Raw genomic sequence first — 22,330 nt, 5'->3', positions numbered from 1 at the left:
CTGATGTTTGATGCGACGAAGCAAGGCTAAGCGTTGGACCGATCAATGAAAAATGATTTATTTATGATGTATCGTTCGATAAAAACGAACGGACAGGCACTCCCATGGAAATCCGCCAGCTGCGCTACTTTCTGGACATCGCCCAGACCGAGCACCTGACGCAATCGGCGCAGAACCTGTTCGTCACCCAGTCGACGCTGTCGCACGGGCTGCGGCTGCTCGAACAGGAACTGGGCGTGGCGCTGTTCGATCGCCTGGGGCGGGGCCTGAAGCTCTCACAGGCCGGTGCGGAGTTTCGCGCGTATGCCACGCGCGCGCTCAAGGAGGTCGAGTCGGGCCGCATGGCCCTCGCCGACCTGAACGGCTTGCGCTCCGGCCGCCTGACGGTGGGCGCCTTTCCCACCTTCCTGAACACCGTGGTGCCCGCCACCGTCGCGGCCTTCAGCCAGGCCTACCCCGGCGTGAGGGTCGAGGTGCGCGACTTGCGCGCAGGACCGATCGAGGAGCAACTGCTCAGCGGCGAGCTCGACCTGGGCATCGCCTTCCACCCTGCCACGCGTGAAGACATCGAGACCGAACCGCTGTTCGACGAACGCCTGTTGCTGGTGGTCGGGCCGATGCATCCCCTGGCCGGCCGGCGCAGCATCGCGATGAAGGCCCTTGCCCGCGTGCCGCTGGCACTGCTGCCAAGAACCTTTGCCACGCGCCGCATGATCGACGAGGCCCTGCGCTCGGTGAGCACGGCGGTCGAGATCCGGGTCGAGATGGACTCCGTGGAGTCCCTGCTCGGCGTCTGCCGCCACGGCGAACTTGCCAGCATCGTGCCCGAGCGTGCCGCAAGCCAGGCACCGGACCTGCACGCGGTCGTCCTGACCGCGCCAACGCTTGTGCGGCACGCCGGCATCCTCTGGCGGCGCGGCGCGTCACGCAATGCCGCCGCACGCGAGTTCGCGGCACTGCTGCGCGCCTCGCCCATTCAAGAATAAGAAGAACAGCCGCCGTGCCGCGCTCGGCGGCGCCCGCGCATGCCGGAATGCCCTGCAAAAAGTTCATCGGAAATTCGCCGCAGCCTTACCGGCCCTTCACATTGCGCCCTCAGCATGGGAACTCCTGAATACAACGACTCGAAGGAGTTGAAATGAAGAAGTTGTCCCTCGCATTGGCTACGGCCGCCCTGCTCTCTCTGGCCGCCCTGAGCGCTCCTGCGCAAGCGCAGCCGCACCATGGCGACCACGGCTATCGCCCGCACGTGGTCGTTGTTCCGCCGCCCCCGCCGCGCCATGTCGTGCGGCACGGCTACGACCACCGCCACGACCGCCATGCCGACTATCGTCATGGCCGCCGCGCCGACTACCGCCATGCGCGTCGCGACAGCGACCGCGACGGTGTGCCCGACCGCTACGACCGCCGCCCCCACAATCCATATCGGCGCTGAGCGCGAGCGCTTGCCGCCGGCACACGCTTTCGCAGCAGCCGCACCTCGTCAAGGAGAACGCCATGTCCATTCGAGCCACCGCAGTACTCGTGCTGTTTTCCGCCATCGCCGCCCCCAGCGCTTTCGCCTACGACGACGATTCGAAGAAGCGCTGGCGACGCGGCGACTGGCAAAGCAACTGGCGCGACGACCGCTGGGCCAGACCCTGCGAGGTCAAGCAGGAGTCGAAGCGAGGCGAGTTCAAGCGCGAGGTCAAGTGCAAGGACGGCGTCGGGGCCACGTGGCAAGGGGAATGGAAGGACGAGTTCCAGGACGGCCCCTGCAAGGTCAAGCTCGAGGCCAGCCGCGAGGTGTTCAAGGAAGAGGTCAAGTGCAAGGAGCGCTGACGGCGGATCGCAACCCGGGAGTCAGCGCTCTGGAATGAACCTCTTGCGCTGGACCACTCAGCGAAGCGGCAGCTCGATGCACCCGGCGAGCGCAACCCGCGGCACGTGGTCGAGGCGCGCGCTGCTGGCAATGACGATCGCACGGCCCGCGTGCCCGGCCAACGACTCGACGGCCCTCCACAGGCAGCCTATCGACCGCGCGTCGAGCGCGCCTTCGGGTTCGTCGAGCAGCACCAGCGCGCGGCCCGAAGCCAGTGCGGCCGCCAGCCCCACCTTGCGCTTCGATCCGGTGGAGAGCATGTACATCGGCTTGTCGATGTGCGGCGCCAGCGAAAAACCCTCGACCAGCACCTGCCACAGCGCCGCATCGAAGCCAGCGTCGCCTTCGCTCAGGGTGGCCGTGCATGCACGCGCGGTGAGCTGGTCGAAGGCTTCGGCGGCCGGGTCGCAGAAGAACACGTTGCGCCTGTAGGCCTCGGGCTCGGTGTCGAGCCGCGCGCCCGCGAGCGTCAGCGTTCCGGAAGCCGAAGGCAGCGCGCCCGCGATCACGCGCAGCAGGGTCGACTTTCCGCTGCCTGTGTCGCCATGCAGCAGCGTGACGCCCTCGCCCACCGAAGCGCACCAGCCGGATGCGAGCGCGGGCTGGCCCGGATAGGCAAAGCTCAGGTCCTGGAGCTGAAGAATGGGAGGCAGTGTCGGGGCGTTCATGTGCGTGCGGAAGTCCTTGTCGGATTCTGCCTCGGCCCCAGGCCACCATTTTTCTTTCTCGGTAGAGCCCAAGTCAGCTCAAAAGCCCTTGTACATCAAGGACTTGGCCTCAATAAGGCTCAAGCGGCATCACCGAATCTCACAAAGTCCCGTTCTTGCGCGTACCGGTGTACCCCAGACTGCTTTTCAACCGCAGTCGATTTTGGGTACACCATGGGGCAACTCAGCGAGCTTCAGATCAGGGCGGCAGCGCCGCGGGACAAGGAATATTTGCTGGCGGACGGCGACGGTCTCTACCTTCGCGTGCGCCCGGCCGGCAAGGCGTGGGTCTATCGCTCCAAGCGGCATGGCAAGGAGGCCAAGCTCAGCATCGGCCACTACCCGGTGGTGACGCTGGCGGCGGCGCGCAGGAAGGCGCGTGCCGAAGCCGAGAAGCGCGCCGAAGGCGTTGATCCCCGCGAGGCACGGCGGTTGGAGGAAGAGCGCGAGCGCATTGCACGCCTCAATACCTTCGAACGACCGCCCGTGCCTGGCACGCGCAGGCGCGGGTTAGTTTTACATCGGCGCTAACAATTTGGTCAGCTTTGACCAGGCGCCAAGCAAATTAGGGTAGATAAAGCCTCCATCCACAGTTAGCTGAAATCGCGCAGCGACGGAGGCTCTAGTTGCTATCGAGCGGCAGTGGCCAGAGTGGCTGAACTCCTGTCTGTCTTGGGTCAGTAGGCACCCATGTAGTCGCGCTTACCGATCTCAATACCGTTGTGGCGCAAGATTGCATAGGTGGTGGTCACGTGGAAGAAAAACTGCGGCAGTCCATAGTGCAGAAGATATGCGCCTGCGGTCAGCTTCTTTTCCTTGGGGGTGCCGGGGCGCAATACGATCTCGCGGCTCTCGCTTGAATCAAATTGCTCAGACTTGAAGGAGCCGATATGGGCCAAAGCTTTGGCGATCAACGCTTGCAGGTCGACGAAGCTGACCTCAGTGTCGGGCCAGGACGGCACCTCGGCACCAGCCAGGCGGGAGGCAATGCCCTTGGAGAAGTCTGCGGCGATCTGTACCTGACGTACTAGCGGAAACATATCAGGGAACAACCGCGCCTGCAGCAGCGCATTTGGATCGATATTTTTTTTCGTCGCGTGGTCTTCGGCCTTCTTGAGCACGTCGGACAGGGCGCGCAGCATCTGCTGCATGACGGGAACGGAGGCGTTGTACAGCGGGCTGGTCATAGTGAGTTCACTTCTAAAATTGGGCACGATGGCCGGAGTTGGCGTGGCAGAGGCCCTGCCGACCATGTAAGGCTAACAGCACAGGGGCGAACTAAATCACCCCGGCTTTTGTGGCCAGCTTTTCTTCCCGCTGGTAGTCGGAGCAGCCGCGTTGAAGGGCAGTTCACTATCAAGAAGCGGACGTCAATTGCAGACGCACGACAGACCGCGATCCCCAAAAGCGGTCATCGAGCAGGCTTGTACAAGGTCAGCGAGCCATCGCCGCAGTGTTCTTCTGTACTACGCGTGTGTTCAATCCCGCAACCTGCAACAAAGACAGCGACCAGCAGCAGTGCGGCGCCAGCCAAGAACGCTGCCGAGTAGCTGGATGTGGGGGCTCCACCGCCCGAGCCGCGGCGACCATAGCGGCGCTCGCGGCCGTCAGGCGGAGGCAGCTTGCGGAACCTTCACAACGGCGATGCCCAATGTGTGTATCTCACGCATGCTGGACACGCAACGGCGGCTGCGACTACATTGCTCACGCTGAGGCGTATCGGCTCACCTTAAGAAGCTCGACTCGACTGCCCGCATCGATGCATCGCCCTGCAGCTCGATGATGTCTTTCACTGATGGAAGGAGCGGGTCCACGGCCCGGATTCCGCCCTCTGCTCGGATCTGACGAAACACCTTGCGCATCGCACCGACCGCAGCGCGGATCGCATGATTGCCGTAGATCACGACGCCGACTTTTCGAAGGCCCTCGATGTCGGCCTCGGACAACTGAGGATAGGCGGTCGGGACCAGGACCAGTGGCACCTTTGCAGGCCAGGCGGTGACGAAATTTAGGATCTCGTCCGGTGTCTTCTGCTTGGAGTGGATGAGGATGGCGTCGGCGCCGGCCTCTGCGTAGGCCAGGCCTCGCCTGATTGCCTCGTCCTGTCCGAGTCCGGCGATCAACGCCTCCACCCTCGCGACCACCACGAAATCGCGGTCCTTGCGGGCAGCGCAGGCTGCGGCGATCTTTCCCTGGAACTCTTCAGCGCGGACCAGCTCCTGGCGACCCTCCGTGCGCAGGCTCGTGTCCTTGGGAAATGTCTTGTCCTCCATGACGATGGCCGACGCACCCGCCGCCTCGTATTGCGGGACGACGTAGTGGACGTTCACGGCGTTGCCGAAACCGGTGTCGATGTCCGCGATGAGTGGAATCGAGACGACGCTGGCGATCGCACGCATCATCTCGAGGTGCGTTCCCATCGAGAGGATGTTGGCATCCGGCACCGCATAGCTGGCCGAAAGCTCGAAGCCGCTGCCCCAGATGCCGCCGAAGCCGGCTTCTTCCGCCAGTTTCGCGGCCAGGGGGTTGTGGGCGGCCATCGCTGTCAACAGCTTGCCGCTCTCGAGCGCATTCCGAAGTGTCTTGTTCTTGGTCATGAGGGTTCTCGTTGGTTGATGGCTCGGCCGACGGGTGTGGCCTTCAGCGCAGCTGCGCGCACGCCGCTGCAATCCGGCTCATGGCCTCGGCAAGGTCTTCGTCCGAGGCGGCATACGACACCCGGAAGTGGCCGGGCAACTCGAACGCGGAGCCCGGTACGATGGCGACGCCGGCCTCGCGCAGGAAGTAGAGGGCCAGCTCGCTGTCCGTGGTGATCAGGTTGTTGGCGGCGTCCCGACGCCCGAGGAGGCCCTGGCAGCCCGGGAACGCGTAGAACGCGCCTGGCGGGAGGTCGCAGGTGACGCCGTCGATCGTGTTGAGCTTTCCGACCACCATGTCCCGGCGCCGGCGGAAGGCCTCGACGAACTGCGGCAGGAAATCCATCGGGCCGTTGAGCGCGGCAATCGATGCCGCCTGGCTGATGGAACTGGTGTGCGAGGTGGACTGCGACTGCACCAGGTTCATCGCCTTGATGAGCTCGAGCGGGCCCGCCCCGAAGCCGACCCGCCAGCCCGTCATCGCGTACGACTTGGACACGCCGTTGATGGTCAGCGTGCGCGAGGCAAGGTCAGGTGCGACCGCAGCGGGGGTGGCGAACGCAGTGTCGTCGTACCGGATCTTCTCGTAGATGTCGTCGGCCATGATCCAGACCTGCGGATGCCGGCGCAGTACCTCCGCCAGGGCGGCCAGTTCGGCATGCGAGTACACGGCTCCGCTGGGGTTCGAGGGCGAGTTGAGCATCAGCCACTTGGTGCGCGGCGTGATGGCTGCTTCCAGCTGCTCGGGCGTGAGCTTGAAGGCCGTGGACGCCCCGCAGCGCACGATGACTGGCTTGCCGCCTGCGAGCAGCACCATTTCGGGGTAGGAGACCCAGGCGGGAGTGGGCACCACGACTTCGTCGCCGGCATTGACCGTGGCCTGCAGGGCGTTGTAGAGCAACTGCTTGGCACCACACCCCACCTGGATCTGTTCCGGCGTGAAGTGAAGGCCGTTGTCGCGCTCGAATTTCCTGACCACGGCTTCGCGCAGCGCGAACGTGCCCGCAACGTCGGTGTAGCGCGACTCGTTGCGGTCGATGGCCGCTTTGCCGGCCTCGCGCACATGTTCGGGTGTCGGAAAGTCGGGCTCGCCCTGGCTCAGCGTGATGATGCTGCGACCCTCGCGCTTGAGCTGGTTGGCCAGGCGGGTCATTTCCTTGGTCGCCGAGGGCTTGGCACCCAGCACGCGGTCGGCCAGGAAGAGAGGGGGGGTCTTGTCTGTCGTCGTTGTCATTCGATGGTTCCAACCTTGAGCCTGAAGATCCAGCGCGCCAGCGCCAGGGGGATGAAAATGGTTGCCAGCAGCACCAGGCTGTAGGCGCAGGCCAGGGCCATGCGCCCGCTGTCGATCTGCTGGAAGATCTCGATCGGCATGGTGTTCATGCCGCCGAAATACAGCACCACCGTGGCCGAGAGTTCCGACAGGGTGGTCACCCACATCAGAACGGCCGCAGCAACCGCCGACGGGCCGATCACGGGCAACACGACGCGGAAGAAGCTGCGCAGCGGGCTCACGCCGAGGCTCATCGACGCTTCCTCGATCGAGTCCTTCAGGTTGTGGAGCGGTCCCATGGCAGCGCGCACGCTGGTGGGCATGCGGCGCAGGAAGTACGCCAGGGCCATCACCAGCCAGCTGCCGGTGAGTACCAGCCAGCCACTGTTGAACGCGTTGATCAGCGCGATGCCCAGGACCGTGCCGGCGATCGTCAGCGGCAGCATGACCAGGACGTCCAGCACGTGCGTGAGTGCCGATTTACGCTTGACGATCAGGTATGCCGACGCGATGGAGAACAGCACGCCGCATGCCGTGGCGACCGACGCCAGGAACAGCGAGTTGTACAGGGGCTCTGGGGCTCGGACCAGGGCGTGCTGCAGGTGCGCCAGGGTGAATCCCCCGTACCTCAGCACCGGTCCGACCGAAGGAGTGAATGCGGTCACGACGACCACCGCGGCCGGCAGCAGCGACAGCGCCACCACGCCCAGCACCGCAGCGCTCGCCATGATCGAGCGCCATCCGTGAACGGTGAGCGCTATCGGGCTGCGCCCGGACTCCATCTGGAACTGGCGTCGCTCGACCACGAACTTCTGTATCAGCAGCAGGCCAGCGCCCAGGAACACCAGCACCGAGGCCATGGTCGTCTGCATCTGGGGATTGCCGCCCATCTCACTGACGAATTCGTTGTAGGCCTTGACCGCCAGAACCGGCGTGCGTGCGCCCAGGATGGCCGGCACGCCGAAGCTCCCGATGACATGGGTGAAAACCACCAGGGCGCCGGCGAAGATGGAAGGCATGAGCAGCGGCAACGTCACGCCCACCAGCACCCGACCCGCCGGGCGGCCCAGGCTCAGCGCTGCTTCCTCGAGGTTGCGGTCCATCGACTTCAACCCCACCAGCACCGCCACGAAGGCGAACACGTAGTTGTTGAGCGTCATCACATAGACCAGCCCCCACCACGAATAGAGCGAGGGCAGCTCGACCCCCAAGGGGGCGAGCAGCGCATTCACCCAGCCTTGCTTGCCCAGGATGAGGACCCAGGCGGCAGCCACCACCACATCCGGAACGACCAGGGTGATCAAGGGCAGCGCAGTGACCAGGCCGACGAACGGGAACTTGCATCGCGCCACGACCAGCGCCAGGCTGCCGCCCACCGCCATCGACGTGATGGTGACAGCGAAGCCGAGGATGAGGGTGTTGAAGAAGACATCCCGGTAGGCAGCCTCCGAGAAGAAGCGCAGGTAGCCGCCCAGGCCGAGGCTTCCGTCGGGTTCGACCAACGACTTGCCCAGCATGCCCACCAGCGGCCAGAGGAGGAAGATGCCCAGGAGACCCAGCGCCATCAACGCCAGCGTGAGCCATGCGGGGTCGCGTCGAAGTGCGCCCAGCATCATGAGCCCTGCACGATGTGCGCATCACGGGGCAGGCGCAGGGAGACGGCGTCGCCCCGTGCGAGCAAGGCCGTCACCGGGCTGCTGCGCATGTCCACCCGCAGCTTCCCGGCGCTCGTGCGCACGATGTAGCCGACGGAGCCGCCGCGGAATTCCACATGCTCGACCATCCCGGCGAGCTCCCCTTCGGCCACCGTACCGTTCACCCCGAAGGACAAATCCTCACTGCGCACGGCGAGCTGCGAGCCAGGCTGCACGGGAACCTGGCTACGCGTCAGCATCACGCCGGCTGGCGTTCCCAGACGTCGCGTGCCATCCGGCGCACGAGGAAGCTCTTCATCGATCGCGATCAGATTCGCACCGCCGACGAAGTCGGCCGCGAAGGCCGTCAGCGGTCTTGCGTAGACATCCCTCGGCGCGCCGAGTTGGACGATGCGACCGCGGTCCATGACCGCGATCAGGTCGGACATCGCCAGTGCTTCTTCCTGATCGTGGGTCACGAACACCGTGGTGATGCCGGCTTCGGTCTGAAGCTCGCGAATCATGGCGCGCAACTCGACGCGCAGTTTGACGTCGAGCGCCGAAAGTGGCTCGTCCAGCAGCAGCAATCGCGGCTCGATCACCAGCGCCCGGGCCATGGCCACGCGCTGCCGTTGCCCGCCGGAAAGCGCCGAGGGTGAGCGCTCTGCGAACTTCTCCAGTCCGACGCGTGCCAGCATGGCCAGCGCCCGCTGCCGGACCTCCGCTCGCGATACGCCGCGCGCTGCCAGGCCGTAGCTCACATTGGCGAGCACAGAGCGATCAGGGAACAGGGCGTAGTCCTGAAACACCATGCCCACGCCGCGGCGGTGCACCGGGATGTTCGTGACATCTTCCTCTGCGAAAAGAATGCGTCCAGCATCGGGTCGCACGAAGCCGCCCAGCATGCGCAGCAGCGTCGTCTTGCCACAGCCCGAAGGCCCGAGAAGCGTGAAGAACTTGCCGCTGGGGATGGTCAGGTCCAGGCGCTCGAACAGCGTCTGGCCGCCATAGCTCTGCGCGATGGCATCGAAGGAGACTTGCATGGAGGGGGTTCCTGGCGATGGTCCTGCGGATCAGCGAGCGCCGACGAGCTGCCGCCAGCGTGCAATGAACGCCGCGCGATCGGCGCCCATGCGCGCGTCATCCAGTGCCACGACCTTGATCGTCGAGAGGGCCGGCAGGTCCGATAACTTGCTCACATCGACATCCGCGCGCAACGGACGCCGATAGGCGGTCTTGAAGATCTCCGTCTGCGCCGGGCGCGATGCAAGGAATTCGTAGAACGTGCGAGCGTCCTCCGGGTTCTTGCCACCCTTGATGAGCGCCATGCCTTCCGGCGACAAAAAGGTGCCTTCGGTGGGATAGACCAACCGGACTTCCTTCAGGCCGCCGGCCACGTACTCGTAGGCCGCATATTCCATGGTCACCGCGACGGCGAATTCACCCTTGGCGACGCCCTCGTAGGCCGCCGACGTGGTGCCGACGATCACCGCGTTGCGCGCGATCTTCTCCAGAGCGGCATCGCCGAGCAGCTGCTGGAGACCGTAGAGCGCGACGTACGAAGCGCTGCTGCGCTCCGGGTCGGGAATGACGATCTTGCCTTTCCATTTGGGATCGGCGAGGTCCGCCCAACCGCTGGGCGGCTGGCCGTTCGGGACCTGGCGCAGATTGGCCATCAGCACGGTGACGTGCGTGTTCGTCCCTAGCCACAGTCCGTCAGGACCGCGATAGGCCGCTGGCACCGCGACGGCCTGCGGCGACGCATAGGGCGCGAGCTGCTCCCGGAACTCGCTGATCGTCGACAGGCCCCCCGACCAGAAAATGTCGCCCAGGGGATTGGCTGCCTCCGCCTTGATGCGCTGCATCAGCGCACCCGTGCCGGCACGGACCACCGAAACCTTGATGCCGGGATGGCGCTTCGTGAACTGATCGACGACCGCGTTGACGGTCTCCACATTGTTCGAGGAGTAGAGGACGACGTTGCCGGCCGTTGCCGCCACGGACCAGAAGCCCCCGAGAATGAGGAATCCTGATAGCTTCAAGAAATTGCGGATCATTTTTCGACTTCCAGTCAGCGGTTGGTGATGGAAATCATCTTATGCACGGGCAATTTAGACACAACCTTGGTTATGTGACAGTATTCTTATGGGTGATGCAATGGTGAGCAAAACTCATACTCGACCTGGCGACATTCCGCTGCTCGCGGTGCGTGCATTCGTCGCTGTCGGGCGCCAGGGAAGCTTTACCCGAGCGGGCGCGGCGCTGGGCGTGACGCAGGGCGCGGTGAGCCGCCATGTGGCGACGCTGGAAGCGTTTGCGGGTACGCGCCTGTTCATACGCCGAGGCGCCACTTCGGACTTCACGCCCGCAGGGATGCAGCTCTACGAAGCCTTGAAAGATGCGATGTCCACCATCGAGATCACCATGCAGTTGCTGGTGCAGAAGGCAAGCCAGCACGACCGGCTCAAGGTGAGAACGTCAATGCCGAGTTTTGCCATGACCGTCGTCGTCCCCTCGCTGGGCGCCTACTCTGCGAAGCACGGCGTGCAGATCGACCTCATCACCAGCCTTGCTCCGCCGCAGCCCTCGGACGACTTCGATGTGCTGATCACACGCGACCTGAGCCTGGCCGGCACCGAGAGCTGGGAGCTGGCCCGTGAGGAACTGGTCTGCGTGGGATCACCGTCGCTGGTCGCCGCGCATCACAGCCGAGCCAAAAGTGCCTGGCCGATGGTCGCCGCAAGGTCAAGGCCGGAGATGCTTGCCGTCTGGGCCATCGCGGCGGGCATTCCTTCCGACCAGCTCCACGTCGAGGCGACCTACGACCACCTCTTCCTTGCCGTCTCCGCCGCGATCGGCGGGACAGGGTTTCTCGTGACGCCAAAATTGCTGGTTCTGGATCAACTGAGGGCCGGCAACCTTCAACTCGCCGACGAAGCTGGCGTGAGTTCTGGCGCGAGTTATGTCGCCTACGTGAATTCCCATAGCGCACACACACAGGCGGCAAGAGAGTTCTGCCGTTGGTTGAAGGGACTGCTCCGAGAAAGGTTGTCCACGAAGTAACGCTGACTGCCAAGCCGAAGCTGAAGAAGCTCTTGCTGCGCGACAAAGACGGGTCACACATCGAGATTAAGGCGGTAGCCGTTACCCCAATCCCTCGGAGTGACGCCGATGGAATACTTGCTCGGGTGGCGCATCGCGCTCGCCACGCGCCTGCTCGGCGACGGCGCGACGGTCGCCGACCTCGCAGCACGCGTGGGTACAGCTCGGCCAGCGCGTTTAGCGTCGCATTCAACCGAAATTTCTGCCGTGCCCCCGTGCACTTCGCACGTCGCGATCAACAGACGCGCACGATGGTCCCGTGACAGATGTCGGCCAAGACCAGTCGTTCGTGCAAGGGCACAATCCGGTCAGGAGGTATGGGCGCGAAGCGGAAGTTCGTAGCGCTCGATAGCTGCCGTTCAATTCCCGCATGGTCGCGCAATATGGCACCGGGTACGGTGCGCACGCCAGAATAGATGGTCATTGCCTGTCAAAGGAGGAGCCCTGTCTTGCCTTACTCCATGATTGTTTTCGTCCCCCCGGTGTCTGAAGACGATGAAGCTGCTGTGGGAATGATCCTCGACTATGACGACGATCCCAGAAACGAAGGGCTTCCACTTGATCGACGCCTGCATGCATTGATTGATGAGCTTGCGCAGATCTACCCGCGCTCTGCGTCTCTCCCGCCGGAGCGGTGCGACGAATGCATTTGGGCGGAGGAGCCGCTGGAGCTGAATGGCCGTGGCCGTCTGTGCCACTTCGCCCTTTCTGGCCGACACGACATCGATCCGCTGATAGAGCGGATTTCAGAAGTAGCTCTCCGACGTGGCCTCGTCGTCTTCGATCAGGATCGTTTGCGCAGACCGTCCAAAGCGGGCCTTGGAACAGATACCGACCCTGGAATTCTGCACTGACGGCGACCTAACAGGTCAAGAAGGGGCCGTAGCGCGAGCGCGGCAGAATGCTCCGTTGGCAGCACTCGGCCGAGGTTGTGTGGAAACGCACTCGACGTGCGAGTATGCCGAACTGAGATGCAAGCTGGCGCGCTGCAGACGCGGAACTCGGCGGCGAAGTCAGTGATGCAGGCACTGGCCGCGCTGCGCGGCGAGCGCGACTAAAAGGGCTCACGCCCTTGCCAACTGCATCGCCCTCATTGTTCTCGCGATCCCCAGTATGTTCATCACTCGCTTGAGGTTGTAGGCCAGCACGTGCAGGCTCATTTCGGTGCTCACATGCGCCAATGTCTTGGTGAGGAAGTGGGTCGATCCCATCCAGTGCTTCAGCGTACCGAACACATGCTCCACGGTACTTCTTCGCAGCGTCATGGCATCGGGCTTGCGATCAAGCCGTTGCTGAACGCGCTCCAGCACTGCTTCGTGCTCCCAACGCTTCACGCGTCGTTCTTTGCCAGTGGTGCATTGCGCCTTGAGGGGACACTGCGGGCACACCGACGTCCAGTAAGCCCGCAGGTTCATTTCCCGTTCCGTGGTGGTCTGATGCCACCGCAGTCGTTGTCCTGCAGGGCACTGGTACTCGTCATCTTTCGCGATATAGATGAAGTCGCTCTTGTCGAAGCGCCCCTGGGCCTTGGCGCCCGAGGTCATCGGCTTGGGCACGAAGGTTGTGATGCCAACGTCTTCGCAGGCCTTGAGTTCGGTGCCGTTGAAGTACCCGCGGTCAGCGAAGACGCGCAGCCTGCTTTTACCCATCGCCTCGCGCGCGGCCTGCGCCATCTTGCTTAGCTGGGCTCGGTCATTGCCGATGTTCGTCACCTCGTGGGCAATGATCAGATGGTGCTTGGCATCAACGGCCGCTTGCACGTTGTAGCCCACCAGGCCCGAGCCCTTGGCTTGTGAGTTCATCGAGCGTGAATCGGGATCGGTGGTGGAGCGCTGGCCATCGGGTTCGTGCTTCAGCTGTTCCTTGGTCTCATCGAGCTGGCGCATCTGCTCGCGCAATCTCTTGATCTTGTCCTGCAGCCGCTCGGTCTTGGCCTCGACCTGCGCGGGCTGCGTGCGGTCGGCGGTCTCCAGCGCGTCGAGGTAGCGCTGGATGCTCTGCTCGATCTGCCGCTGGCGCGCATCGATCTTGGCTGGCGTGACGTTGCGGTCCCGGCTGTTGACCGCCTTGAATTTGCTGCCATCGATGGCCACGATGGCCTGCGTGAACAGCTTGAGCTCCCGGCACATGCTCACGAAGCGCTTGCAGACGTTGCGGATGCCCGCCCCGTTGTCGTGACGGAAGTCGGCAATGGTCTTGAAGTCCGGGGCAAGCCGGCCAGTGAGCCACATCAGTTCGACGTTGCGCTGGGCCTCGCGCTCCAGACGCCGGCTGGACTGGATGCGGTTCAGGTAGCCGTAGATGTAGAGCTTGAGCAGCACCGCCGGGTGGTACGCAGGCCGACCGGTGGCAGCGGGGTCTGCGCCTTTGAAGCCGAGTGCCTGAAGATCCAGTTCCTCGACAAAGACGTCGACAACGCGCACCGGGTTGTCTTCGCCGATATAGTCATCAAGACATTCCGGCAACAACGCGACCTGCTGTCGGTCTTCGCCTTCGATGAATCGCTTCATGGGGCACCTTGCTTGGAACGGGTGCACCGATTTTATTTTTTGACGGGCGGGACTGGAAGTCTTTTCACACAGCCTCGGCCAGGACCGGACATTCAAATGCAAACGGAACTGAACCTCAAGAAAACCGACCTGATCAGGCGTCTTGTGGAGGCGGGCTATGGCGAAGAGCTACGCCTGATCCTTCTCGGTGCCTCAAGATTTAACCGCCCAGAACTTGACGACGAATCCGACGTCAAATACCCGCCAGAATGGGTGCATTACGAAGGGCGTCTGCATTTAATTTCACTGGTGCAGGCACATCTTGAGTTGACGTCAATGTTCGGGACGACCCTTCAAACTACAAGCGCGGGAACGCGACACTACTTCGCTCACTCAGCGGAGTTCGAGCTCTGGCTTAGCCATGGCGCACCCGGCGTATCGATCGCTCAGTTGCGCGCGCTGGAAGCAACCTCCGACCAGTAATTCGTCTGCGGTCGGCCACAACCGGACAGTCACCTTCACCGTCAGATCCTGCAAAGGACCAATAGCATGGCCATGTCGAGAACACAGATGACACAGAATGGGAGTGATGGGCCGTTGCTTTTTGTCTTTCTAGGGTTCGTGTTCTTATTCGCAGCTCTTTTGCTTTCATCCGCGGGGCGCATCGGAATCCCGCAGCCAGAAGCATTACACCAAGTGACGGGAACGGTGCTTGAAGTTAGACGCACTCAAGCCCCCAAGGGTCCACCGCAGATCCACATGGATATTCGTGAGGGCAAGTCGATCTATCACGTGACCCAAGATGACTTTGGGCGGGACGCCACGGGAATGAGACGCGTGCGAGTCGGCGATAGTGTTGTCGCGTACGTCCAACCGGATTTCCTAATGAATCGACATTGGCTTTGGGGCCTTGAGAGAGAAGGGCAGATTCTGATTTCGTACCAAGAGGTGCTTCAGGAAAAGCGGCGCTTTGCTACGCATCTCGATTCAATCGCGTATGGGTCATTTGCTGTCGGAGCGATTTTTCTTTTGTTTGGCGGGCTCCTTCGTTGGCGCTATGGGTTTTGGAAGTGATCTTTCCCATGCGCCAAGGCACAGGCTTGATGTAGCGCTGCTCCATGGCAGGCGACCGTCTACAGTCGGCCAGGAGCGGCCTGTGACAGCAGATAAAAGCGGACGCTCGACGTAGAAATGACCTGCGGACAGTAGGCGGGCGAACGCCCGCCGATAGGACGTCCGTGTCAATTGCCAAGTTAGAGCTCACTGCCGGCAGCGCCCCGCACTCCGCACGATCTTTTGCGCGGCAGGCACAACTTGTGTTGAGCACGACGCTGCTAGCCTAGAAGTCATACGAATCCACTTCATCTGCTAAGCCCTTTCTCCCGCGTTCCTTAAGCTGGGGCAAGACCTCATCGACCATGCGTTCGATCTCCGGATCTGAATCTTGAGCCTGCGCGATGATCCTTCGATGCAATTCACGATGCTTCTTGGCGATCTCGGCGAAGTCGGGATCCTTCTCCTTCAGAAGTAGCTTTTCAAGCTTACGCAATTGGACGCGCTGTTCTTCCAGTTGTTTCGTCAGGGCTTCGATCTTGGGATCAGGCTTCTTGGTCTTGTCATAGAGATAGTTCGTAATAAGGCCAATGAAGATACCCGCTGAGCCGAGCAAGTACTTCTTGTCCACCCTGCCAGAGGACACGCCGATCAACGAGTTGGTCGACATCGCCCATCAGCGTTGGCGCATCGAGCGTGACTACCAGGATCTGAAGCAGGATTTCGGCCTCGGCCACTACGAGGGCCGAGGGTGGCGGGGGTTCCATCATCACGCCGCGTTGAGCATCGCGGCCTACGGGTTCCTCATGGCCGAACGCCTCGTCGACGACAAGTCTGTCGGCGGTAAAAAAAACTTCATCGAACGCCAAGTACCTGCCCTTCCCGAGGATTACATCCCCCGCGGCAGTCCTGCGCGCGCAGCGTCACGTGCCGACGTCAATCACGACACTGCGCCATCGACTGAACTACCAGCTGATCGCTCGTCTCGGACAGTGCCCCTGCTGCGGAAGGGCAAGCGAAAAACTGCTTTTGTGACACAGTAAGATTAGGCAGCCCCTGTGCAACGGACGCTGACCATGACCGCTCCGGGCAAGGCTGTTCGCGGAGCAAATTCATCCCACCGATTGTTTTGTCTAAAAGGCGTGACTGGCCCTAATGGGTAGATTCGGACGTAGCTTGGGAGATGAGAGGTCAAGTAAGCACCCACGGTATGGCTTCGCACCCGCGCGGCACTCTCCTCCCAGTCTGAAGAGCCAGCCGCGGCAAACCCGATGGCATCCACCACCACGCTGCCTGCGGCAAGCTCCGAGCAACGCCGTTGCTCCAAGAAGACAGAAATGGTCTCGACTGCTTTGGCGTTGTCGCCTTCTACGGGCCCAAGAGGTGACGGCAAAAAAAGCATCACGTCTTTGGTCGCTGCCCGAGAATCAGCTCGTACGCAAATGCTGAACCCGAGGCTTACGGTCAGCATGAGAAGCACAGTGAGTCGTCGTTCCATAACTTCCTCGAATCGCTCGTCACTTTCCGGGTCATGGGCCTGCCAAGATAGGTGTCGAACGTCGGCCTTTGCCGATGAAGTCTGATCACTTAGCCGGCCGCACCCTGCAGCGCTATCGGCGCGTCGCACTATGCACGCGCAGCACTTCGTCTTTTTCCTTCAATGGCAGAAAGAAGATTCCTGGCTTGAGGCTGGAAAATCCCGCTCCCTTCAAGAGCAGAAGTCGCGTAGTTGCATCGTTTTGATGAGCGGCCCTGATCTGACCGAGGCTGTAGTGCATAAGCGGGTCGAGCGGTATGAGCAATTCCCTTGGTACGCGGTCTGTATTTGTGATCAGAGCCTCGTCGACTGCCACGCGAAGACGAATGACATTCGCCGAACCAGGGCCAGTGCGCGCCTGATCATCCGAGACCGGATTGCCCTTCGCGTCAACCATGTCAACGCTGACGACGCGGCCGACCAGTACATGGTCCGCCTCCGTAGCCATTGCGGTGAGGGACATCTGCAGCGGAAGGCTCGCCGGTGCAGCAAGGGGGATCGTTGCCATCAGCGACAAAAGAAGGCGTTTCATCAAGCGTTCAAGCACTTCACGATCTCCAGAAACATCTGCTCGCCGTTGGGTCGCGCTACCGAGAGCGCGGACTGCTGTTTTCGGCCGGACTGTGCCACTCACGCGAGGCGGTGGTCACGAGGTTTGGGGCACTCACAGTTTCCGATATCTCGCGGACCGGTCTTGACGCAGCCCAAGCGCGGTACTCCTCCAGCTTTGCGTCCAGAGCTGCGGCGAAATCGGGTGTCATGTTTCCTCGATTCTGTGAATCGTCCGTTGAGGGCGAATTCTGCCCCGGCGCCGAACGTCTGGTCTTGGCCGACCTCAGCCTTTCCGCAGTAGCTCCCATCCGGTCCGCTCATCGCGCCTCACAGGACACCGATCAGAAATTCATGGATAGTGGCGGGAAACTGCGCATGGAACTGTTCCCTGTCGAAACCGTCTGGATCGGTGGCCGGTAGAAACCCGGGCCGCTGCATGCTGGCCGGGAAAGGCGTCAGAAATGAGTAGTGGCCTGCTCCGTCCACGGTGATCAGATCTCGCAGGATGCCCTTGGGCAGCGCGGACAGAGCCTGTTCAATCTTTCGCGCCGGGGTGACCTGATCCTGTGCGCCAGTGATCACCAGGATCGGCGACCTCACGTCGGCAAGCGATGCAGGGGCCAGAAACCAGTCCGTCGCGGGGGCCAGGAGCACCGCAGCCCGGACCCGTGCGTCAGCCTGCACCGCGATCGGGGTCCCTCTTCGGGACCATGGATTTCCACCCACTAACGCCAGAGCCGTATACCCGCCCATTGAATGCCCCAGCGCGCATACTCGCCGGGCATCTGGCGCGGGTCCTAGAAACTCGTCCGAGAAGACAGCATCGATGGCCAACGAAGCCTGGCGTGGGCGAGTCGCGGCCGCTGTATCCGTGTTCGAGAGCGAGCCGTCGTTCCGGTTATCGCCCGGATGTTCAGGGCTCACGACGATAAAACCTTTCCTCGCCAAGTAGCCTGCAATGGAGCGATAGAGCAGATGGGAGCCACCGCCGCCATGCGAGATCACACACACCGGAAAGCGGCCAGGCGCGATCGGGGCATCGAGGGTGGCGTTGAAATGGTACGGTCCGATCAAAGTTCCGGTGGACGACGCTTCGCTCGGATACTGGACGATCGCAGGAAAGGACGAACCGCTCTGCGGGTCTCGTATCGCAATTTGGCGGATGCCTGATTCCATGGTGGTTTACTTGTTGGAGGAGGCGCCCTCGATCAACTGTTGTCGACCAGACTTCTGGGAAGTACAGGTGAGTGTCTGTGCAGATCGAGCATAGAAGAGCCAAAGTGAGGTTGAAGAATGGCCGGTTCCAGTGTCAGTCGCCTTTTCGGCCATGCGCAGGAGCAGGGACGATTGGCTCGAAGCCTGAGCGGCCGCCGAACTGCGGTAACCCATCCGAGATCACATGCCATGGCGCCTTGTCATCAACAAAGTAGTGCCCCGTCGGCACCAAGCCCGTCGATTCAACGATGGCACCAAAAGGGACGCCAACGATGCCGGGATCACGCGCATCCGTCGTGTACAAATGCGAACCGCAGATCTTGCAGAAGTGACGCATCGTGTTGGCGGTCGGGGCGAACACGCCAAGGGCTTGTGCTCCTGTTCGCGGCTGCGGCGGGTCCGAAAAGCTGACCCACGTCGTGAATGTCGCTCCCGATTGGCTTCGACATTGACCGCAATGACAATGAATGGTTCGGCGAGGTGAGCGGTCGAATCCAATCTCCAGGGCATGGCAATAACAACGAGCGAGCGTTCTCATATGGGCCTCCAAGTTCTGTGAGGCCACGCGCTGCTACGGGCATTGGCGGCACCGGCCGACGGCCATTCTGACATCACGACGCGGTGTAGCCCACGAACGCCGTGGACTGAAAAATTCGCCTCGAACGGCTGCTTTCAGATCAAAGTGAGTGTCCATGCCAAATGTCGGGTTCTGGCCGACTGTAGCCTACCAGTACAAGGTCAAAACCGTGGCTTCCCCGATGAACCTTCCCTCCCAAACTCGCAACTCCTGACCCTCGGCGATGCGTGCCCTCACGAGATCCGGGCTGAGGAATTTCACGGGCACGACGCGCGACTCTCCTGGTCGCAGCGGCTCCATTTCGGAAAGGTCAAACCTTCCGTCAAAGAGATCACCATCAATGCTCAGCGGGCAGCCCCACCAGTCGGTGGAAGTTGGCCCCGCTCGCCCGCCTGCGTCCGACGGGAACAACCGCAGCTCGACGAGAGCGTCAGGAGTCCAAAGTGCCACCACGTTCCTTTCAAAGTGCGGTCACTAGTCACCGCGAATGTCCGGAACCAAGCAGATTCTGCGCATCCGGCGAACGTCTGCTGCTGGCCGATCTGCGTCGTTGTCTCGGTTAAGCGGACCGTCTGCAATCGCTGCGAAGCGGGCCGCCACTCTCGTCGAGCGAGCGGCGGCGCAGAGCGCAACCCGGTCGCGGCGGGACAGACACGTGGTTGTAGACCGGACGCCCAATTTCCCTGTCGCCGAGTTGCGCAATAACCGGAGCAAGATCCGCTGGGTGCACTACTTGTAGATTGCACCGGCAGGTCGTGGATAGTCCAGTGTACCCAGAGAACAGGAGCAGAGAGCCAAAGCAAGTGCTGGCGCCGGTTGCGGAAGATTTTTCGATTCCGCACCAGCTCCAACCCGCCTTCGGCTCAGATCAGGAACTTGCGGATGCGCGCCGACGCCAGGTCGATGGCGCTCACGCTCACCACGATGATCAGCATCACCGCGCAGGTCTCGGCGTACTGGAAGCCGCGGATGATCTCCCACAGCACCACGCCGATGCCGCCCGCGCCCACCATGCCCACCACCGACGCCGAGCGCACGTTCGACTCGAAGCGGTACAGCGCATACGAAATCCACAGCGGCATCACCTGCGGCAGCACGCCGTAGACGATCTCGTGCAGCGCGCTGGCGCCCGTGGAGCGGATGCCTTCCACCGGCTGCGGGTCGATGGCCTCCACCGCTTCGGCGAACAGCTTGGCCAGCACGCCGGTGGTGTGCACCCACAGCGCCAGCACGCCGGCGAAGGGGCCCAGGCCCACGGCCACCACGAACAGCATCGCGAACACCATCTCGTTGATGGCGCGGCAGCTGTCCATGAGGCGGCGCATCGGCTGGTAGATCCACCAGGGCACGATGTTGGCGGACGCCAGCAGCGCAAGCGGCACGGCGGTGACCACGGCCAGCGCCGTGCCCCACAGCGCGATCTGCAAGGTGACGACCATCTCCTGCAGGTACATGCGCCACTGCGTGAAGTTCGGCGGAAAGAACTCGGCCGCGTAGGTGGCCATGTTGCCGGAATCGCGCCAGAGTTCGAACGGACGCATGTCGGCGCCCTTCCAGGACGCGGCCAGCAGGATCAGCAGGCCCGCCCACGAGAGCTGCCAGGCGAGACTGCGCTTGGGAGCGGCGGACGCCGCAGGCGCCAGGCTCGGGCGGACGATATGGACCGTGGGTTGCATGGCGGACACAGCAGTGCAGCAGCAAAAAAAAGTGGCGGCGCTCAGTTCAGCGCGGCCAGCTTCTTGTCGATGTCGGCCAGCCTGGCCTTCTTGTCGGCATCACCGAGCACGGCGTCGGCCTCGATCTTGGTGCGCTGGCCGAACAGGTCGAGCTGGCGGATCGGCAGCAGCTGCTTGTCGCTCGATTCCTTGAAGCCCGAGAGCTTCGAGATCTTCATGACGATTTCCTTCTCGCGCGCATCGGACTTGGCGTAGTTGTAGAAGAAGTTGCGCAGCTTGGCCTTGGTCGCCTCGGGCAGGTCCTTGCGCATGACGAGGGGGTCGAGCGGAATCAGCGGCGAGGTCCAGACGATCTTGATGTCCTTGAACTTCTCGGGGAAGCGCTCCTTCACCTTCTCGAGGTTCTCGCTGTTGTTGGTGGCCACGTCGACCTGCTTGTTGGCCACGGCCAGCGCGTTGGTCTCGTGGTTGGCGCTGCGCGTCACCTTGAAGATCGATTTGGCATCGAGCTTGTTCTGCGCGAAGACGTAGAAGCCCGGCACCAGGTAGCCCGAGGTCGAGTTCGGGTCGCCGTTGCCGAAGCTCAGGTTCTTCGCATTCTTGAGCACGTCGTCGAGCGTGTTGAGCGGGCTCTCGCGGTTCACGATCAGGTGCGAGTAGTAGCCCTGCGTGCCGTCGGCGTTGACCATCTGCGCGAACACCTCGCCGCTCGCGCGGTCGACCGCTTCCATGGCCGACTTGTTGCCGAACCAGCCGATGTGCACCTTGTTGAAGCGCATGCCTTCGATGATGCCGGCGTAATCGGGTGCGAAGAAGGCCGTGACCTTCAGGCCGGTCTGGCGGCTCATGTCGTCGATCAGCGGCTGCCAGTCGCCCTTGAGGTTCTGCGTCGCCTCGGTCGAGATGATGCCGAAGTTGATGTCCTGCGCGAGGGACGCGCCGGCAAGGCCGAGGCCCAGCGCGGCGGCGGCAATGAGTTTCTTGATCATGGATGGCTCCAGGGAATTGGAAAGAATGGAAAAGAAGAAAGACGCGTTCTTCGCGGCCTATGCGGCTTGCGCAGCCCACGACACGGGAGCAGCAGGGTTCAGCACGTGCACGTTGGCGCCCTCGGGTGCCGCGGCCGGTGCGGCGGGCCGCAGCAGCTCCTCGGCCTGCACGCCGTACAGGTCGCGCAGCAGCGCGGGCGTCAGCGCCGAGGAAGGGCCGTCGAACACCACCTGGCCCTGGTTCAGCGCCACCACGCGAGGGCAGTACTTCATCGCGATGTCGACCTGGTGCAGCGACACGATGACGGTGCAGCCGTCCTCGCGGTTGATGCGCGCGAGGATCTCCATCACCTTGCGCGAGGACTCGGGGTCGAGCGATGCAATGGGTTCGTCGGCCAGCACCACCTTGGCGCCTTGCACCAGCGTGCGCGCAATGGCCGCGCGCTGCTGCTGGCCGCCCGACAGCGTGGAGGCGCGCTGCGCATGGCAGTCGGCAATGCCCACGCGCCCGAGGGCCTCCAGCGCCAGCGCGCGCTCCTGTGCCGTGAACATGCGCAGCCAGCTGCGCCACCACGGCATGCGGTGCAGCGAGCCGACGAGCACGTTCACCAGCACCGGCAGCCGCGCCACCAGGTTGAACTGCTGGAACACGAAGCCGACCTGCGAGCGCATCTTGCGGATGTCGCGGTGGATGCGGCCGCCCTTCTGCACGCAGCAGCCGTCGATCTCGATCAGCGAATCGGTGCCGCCATCGGCGGCCACCAGGCCCGCCACGTGCCGCAGCAGCGTGGACTTGCCGGAGCCCGAGGCGCCGATCAACGCCACCATCTCGCCGCGGTTCACGGCCAGGTTGACGTCGCGCAGCGCATGCCGGCCGTTGGCGAAGTGCTTGTTCAGTTGATGGATGCGCAGGACACTGGTCATCTTGAGTTCCAAAGTCGTCTAGACAAGTGAAGTCTCGCGAGGCGTCGTGACATGCGCGCGACAGCTGCGCGACATTGCGGCGACAGCCGCGGTAACGCCCCCGAA

At 62.8% G+C, this 22,330-nt stretch carries 23 protein-coding genes and 1 pseudogene; 9 read left to right on the top strand and 15 right to left on the bottom strand.

The window, feature by feature from the left end:
• The first annotated feature begins 104 nt into the window (after nt 1–104).
• The 3 genes from VAPA_RS32805 (at nt 105) to VAPA_RS32795 (ending at nt 1,821) form a co-directional block, all read left to right on the top strand.
• Nucleotides 105–986, top strand: a complete 882-nt coding sequence (locus tag VAPA_RS32805) for a LysR substrate-binding domain-containing protein (protein ID WP_021004562.1) — start codon at nt 105–107, stop codon at nt 984–986.
• 152 nt (nt 987–1,138) lie between these two features.
• Nucleotides 1,139–1,435: a hypothetical protein gene (locus VAPA_RS32800; protein WP_021004561.1), complete on the top strand. Its 297-nt coding sequence runs from the start codon at nt 1,139–1,141 to the stop codon at nt 1,433–1,435.
• Between the two features lie 62 nt (nt 1,436–1,497).
• Entirely contained in the window at nt 1,498–1,821 is a 324-nt protein-coding gene (locus tag VAPA_RS32795) for a hypothetical protein (RefSeq protein WP_021004560.1), read from the top strand.
• A gap of 57 nt (nt 1,822–1,878) precedes the next feature.
• Here the strand turns inward: VAPA_RS32795 and VAPA_RS32790 are convergent, their stop codons facing one another.
• The gene (locus VAPA_RS32790; RefSeq protein ID WP_021004559.1) at nt 1,879–2,529 is read right to left on the bottom strand and encodes an ABC transporter ATP-binding protein; all 651 of its coding nucleotides are present in this window, start codon (nt 2,527–2,529) and stop codon (nt 1,879–1,881) included.
• 213 nt (nt 2,530–2,742) lie between these two features.
• Between VAPA_RS32790 and VAPA_RS32785 the strand changes: the two genes are divergently transcribed.
• Nucleotides 2,743–3,099 (top strand): Arm DNA-binding domain-containing protein, encoded by a 357-nt coding sequence (locus VAPA_RS32785; protein WP_021004558.1) that lies wholly within the window; start codon nt 2,743–2,745, stop codon nt 3,097–3,099.
• 146 nt (nt 3,100–3,245) lie between these two features.
• On the opposite strand, the gene VAPA_RS32780 is transcribed toward VAPA_RS32785, so the two are convergent.
• The 6 genes from VAPA_RS32780 to VAPA_RS32755 all read right to left on the bottom strand — a co-directional run bounded on the left by VAPA_RS32780 (nt 3,246) and on the right by VAPA_RS32755 (nt 10,168).
• Nucleotides 3,246–3,755, bottom strand: a complete 510-nt coding sequence (locus VAPA_RS32780; protein WP_021004557.1) for a DUF1993 domain-containing protein — start codon at nt 3,753–3,755, stop codon at nt 3,246–3,248.
• A gap of 537 nt (nt 3,756–4,292) precedes the next feature.
• Nucleotides 4,293–5,165, bottom strand: coding sequence for a phosphonopyruvate hydrolase (locus tag VAPA_RS32775; RefSeq protein WP_021004556.1), 873 nt, complete (start codon nt 5,163–5,165; stop codon nt 4,293–4,295).
• Between the two features lie 43 nt (nt 5,166–5,208).
• The gene (locus VAPA_RS32770; RefSeq protein ID WP_021004555.1) at nt 5,209–6,438 is read right to left on the bottom strand and encodes a pyridoxal phosphate-dependent aminotransferase; all 1,230 of its coding nucleotides are present in this window, start codon (nt 6,436–6,438) and stop codon (nt 5,209–5,211) included.
• The gene (locus VAPA_RS32765; protein ID WP_041946730.1) at nt 6,435–8,093 is read right to left on the bottom strand and encodes an ABC transporter permease; all 1,659 of its coding nucleotides are present in this window, start codon (nt 8,091–8,093) and stop codon (nt 6,435–6,437) included. Before VAPA_RS32765 ends, VAPA_RS32770 begins: the two co-directional genes overlap by 4 nt.
• Nucleotides 8,090–9,154, bottom strand: a complete 1,065-nt coding sequence (locus VAPA_RS32760) for an ABC transporter ATP-binding protein (RefSeq protein WP_021004553.1) — start codon at nt 9,152–9,154, stop codon at nt 8,090–8,092. Before VAPA_RS32760 ends, VAPA_RS32765 begins: the two co-directional genes overlap by 4 nt.
• A gap of 30 nt (nt 9,155–9,184) precedes the next feature.
• The gene (locus tag VAPA_RS32755; RefSeq protein ID WP_021004552.1) at nt 9,185–10,168 is read right to left on the bottom strand and encodes an ABC transporter substrate-binding protein; all 984 of its coding nucleotides are present in this window, start codon (nt 10,166–10,168) and stop codon (nt 9,185–9,187) included.
• Nucleotides 10,169–10,268: 100 nt separating this feature from the next.
• On the opposite strand from VAPA_RS32755, the gene VAPA_RS32750 reads away from it, so the two are divergent.
• Both VAPA_RS32750 and VAPA_RS34715 read left to right on the top strand, forming a co-directional pair.
• On the top strand, nt 10,269–11,174 hold the full coding sequence (locus tag VAPA_RS32750) for a LysR family transcriptional regulator (protein ID WP_021004551.1): 906 nt from the start codon (nt 10,269–10,271) through the stop codon (nt 11,172–11,174).
• A 488-nt stretch (nt 11,175–11,662) separates the two neighbouring features.
• A complete protein-coding gene (locus VAPA_RS34715; protein ID WP_155248154.1) occupies nt 11,663–12,067 on the top strand; it encodes a hypothetical protein in 405 nt (134 codons plus the stop codon).
• A gap of 210 nt (nt 12,068–12,277) precedes the next feature.
• Here VAPA_RS34715 and VAPA_RS32745 read toward each other — a convergent pair whose 3' ends face one another.
• Nucleotides 12,278–13,723, bottom strand: a complete 1,446-nt coding sequence (locus VAPA_RS32745) for an IS1182 family transposase (protein WP_021004549.1) — start codon at nt 13,721–13,723, stop codon at nt 12,278–12,280.
• 96 nt (nt 13,724–13,819) lie between these two features.
• On the opposite strand from VAPA_RS32745, the gene VAPA_RS32740 reads away from it, so the two are divergent.
• Together VAPA_RS32740 and VAPA_RS34710 are read left to right on the top strand one after the other, a co-directional pair.
• Nucleotides 13,820–14,185 (top strand): hypothetical protein, encoded by a 366-nt coding sequence (locus tag VAPA_RS32740; RefSeq protein WP_041946729.1) that lies wholly within the window; start codon nt 13,820–13,822, stop codon nt 14,183–14,185.
• Between the two features lie 66 nt (nt 14,186–14,251).
• Nucleotides 14,252–14,776, top strand: a complete 525-nt coding sequence (locus VAPA_RS34710) for a hypothetical protein (protein ID WP_155248153.1) — start codon at nt 14,252–14,254, stop codon at nt 14,774–14,776.
• Nucleotides 14,777–15,041: 265 nt separating this feature from the next.
• Here VAPA_RS34710 and VAPA_RS34705 read toward each other — a convergent pair whose 3' ends face one another.
• Nucleotides 15,042–15,386, bottom strand: a complete 345-nt coding sequence (locus VAPA_RS34705) for a hypothetical protein (RefSeq protein WP_196232612.1) — start codon at nt 15,384–15,386, stop codon at nt 15,042–15,044.
• Between VAPA_RS34705 and VAPA_RS32725 the strand changes: the two are divergent.
• Nucleotides 15,358–15,798, top strand: a pseudogene (locus VAPA_RS32725) (transposase); the annotation flags it as partial. The gene VAPA_RS34705 and the pseudogene VAPA_RS32725 sit on opposite strands and share 29 nt — an antisense overlap.
• 567 nt (nt 15,799–16,365) lie before the next feature.
• On the opposite strand, the gene VAPA_RS32720 reads toward VAPA_RS32725, so the two are convergent.
• From VAPA_RS32720 to phnC, 6 genes are all read right to left on the bottom strand, one after another.
• Nucleotides 16,366–16,839 (bottom strand): hypothetical protein, encoded by a 474-nt coding sequence (locus VAPA_RS32720; RefSeq protein WP_155248152.1) that lies wholly within the window; start codon nt 16,837–16,839, stop codon nt 16,366–16,368.
• Between the two features lie 332 nt (nt 16,840–17,171).
• Nucleotides 17,172–18,020 carry an alpha/beta hydrolase family protein gene (locus VAPA_RS32715; protein ID WP_021004545.1) on the bottom strand — a complete coding sequence of 283 codons (849 nt, stop codon included), beginning with the start codon at nt 18,018–18,020 and terminating at the stop codon, nt 17,172–17,174.
• A gap of 133 nt (nt 18,021–18,153) precedes the next feature.
• Nucleotides 18,154–18,597 (bottom strand): GFA family protein, encoded by a 444-nt coding sequence (locus VAPA_RS34290; protein ID WP_080666989.1) that lies wholly within the window; start codon nt 18,595–18,597, stop codon nt 18,154–18,156.
• Nucleotides 18,598–19,499: 902 nt separating this feature from the next.
• Nucleotides 19,500–20,312, bottom strand: coding sequence for a phosphonate ABC transporter, permease protein PhnE (gene phnE / locus VAPA_RS32705; protein WP_021004542.1), 813 nt, complete (start codon nt 20,310–20,312; stop codon nt 19,500–19,502).
• Nucleotides 20,313–20,353: 41 nt separating this feature from the next.
• On the bottom strand, nt 20,354–21,301 hold the full coding sequence (phnD, locus tag VAPA_RS32700; protein WP_021004541.1) for a phosphonate ABC transporter substrate-binding protein: 948 nt from the start codon (nt 21,299–21,301) through the stop codon (nt 20,354–20,356).
• Nucleotides 21,302–21,358: 57 nt separating this feature from the next.
• Nucleotides 21,359–22,225, bottom strand: a complete 867-nt coding sequence (gene phnC / locus VAPA_RS32695; RefSeq protein WP_021004540.1) for a phosphonate ABC transporter ATP-binding protein — start codon at nt 22,223–22,225, stop codon at nt 21,359–21,361.
• Between the last annotated feature and the right edge of the window lie 105 nt (nt 22,226–22,330).

Source organism: Variovorax paradoxus B4 (genome assembly GCF_000463015.1).
GTDB classification, from domain to species: Bacteria; Pseudomonadota; Gammaproteobacteria; order Burkholderiales; family Burkholderiaceae_C; genus Variovorax; species Variovorax paradoxus_E.
The sequence above is the reverse complement of the archived record's forward strand: the minus strand, read 5'-3'. Positions and strand labels throughout refer to the sequence as shown.